We start from the raw sequence: 1,328 nt of genomic DNA on the forward strand, positions 1-1,328 counted from the left end.
GTAATAGATACACCAACATGTTCTAAATAATTCGCATCTGTACAATATACAATATTAATAATACTATTATTCATTTTAAATACTCATTGATACGTTGCTTTTAAATATAACATAGCTATTTTGTTATTACAAAATAGCTATGTTATATTCATATTTAATTTTTTCATAAAAATTGATTATGTTACAATAAATAAATTTCTAATTTTGGACATTAAGCCTTGATGTTAGCAGAAAATCTTTTTATTAGTAAGGTCACTACTTTATTTAGTCATACAATTGAATCACAAGAAACAGTTCATATTGCTTTTTGTTTTGATGATAATTATGCAATGCCAGCAGGTATTGCTATGTCATCAGTTATGATTAATAATTCCGATAAAAATTTGGTTTTTCATTTATTTGCCAACAGCGTATCTGATGAGAAAATACAAAAATTTCATCAATTAAGTGAAAAAAACACCACAATAATCTGTTACGAAGTTAGCGATGAGTTTTCTATAAATCCAGATACTTTAGTGTTACATGTTTCTGCGTCAACGTGTTTACGTTTTGTCGTACCTCAAATACTAAATAAAATAACATCCAGAGTGTTATATCTAGATTGTGATATTCTTTGTACTAATAATCTAAATGATTTAATTAATACCAACTTATCCGATAAATATGCTGCTGTAGTTCCTGATGTAGATAAAACTCAAGAAAAACAATGTTCAGCCTGTGATATTACATATGGTGAATATTTTAATGCAGGGATGATTTATATCAATACTGATATGTGGGTAGATAATAATCTTACCGAAAAAGCTTTTGCAATGATTAATAGTGGTAAAGTTTACAAATTTGCCGATCAGGATGTTCTGAATATATTAATGCAAGGTAAAACTCAGTTTCTACCTAAGATATTTAATCAACTTACATCACTTACAGTTGGTGGAAAGGAAGATAGCGTTTTAAGTGATGATACGGTTATAATTCATTACGTAACTGGCAATAAACCATGGTACCAATTATATTTAACCCCCCTTTATCAACGCTATATTGCTGCTTCACCATGGGCTAATCAAAAATTATTATTAGCTAATGAGAATGCGCCATCAACCACAAGGCGTTATGCAAAACTGTTAGCTAGCCAAAAAAAATATTTTTCGGCTTGTAAATATTATTTGCTTTATCTCAAGCATAAAGCGTCTAAAAAACGATAAGGATGAACTTGTGATTCAAGTCGATAAATTCATTAATAAAAGAAATGAGTTTTTGTCATGTGATTTTGATAATAACCAATCTATATTAGATATTTTATTATGTTTTGATGATAATTGCGCGTTTAT

1 protein-coding gene is annotated in these 1,328 nt (G+C 28.4%); it reads left to right on the forward strand.

The features are described 5' to 3' along the window. The first annotated feature begins 221 nt into the window (after window positions 1-221). Window positions 222-1,202 (forward strand): glycosyltransferase family 8 protein, encoded by a 981-nt coding sequence (locus B6C99_RS12945; RefSeq protein WP_086360192.1) that lies wholly within the window; start codon window positions 222-224, stop codon window positions 1,200-1,202. The last annotated feature ends 126 nt before the right edge of the window (window positions 1,203-1,328 follow it).

The sequence above is a fragment of the Gilliamella sp. N-G2 genome, assembly GCF_002142215.1.
Lineage (GTDB): Bacteria > Pseudomonadota > Gammaproteobacteria > Enterobacterales > Orbaceae > Gilliamella.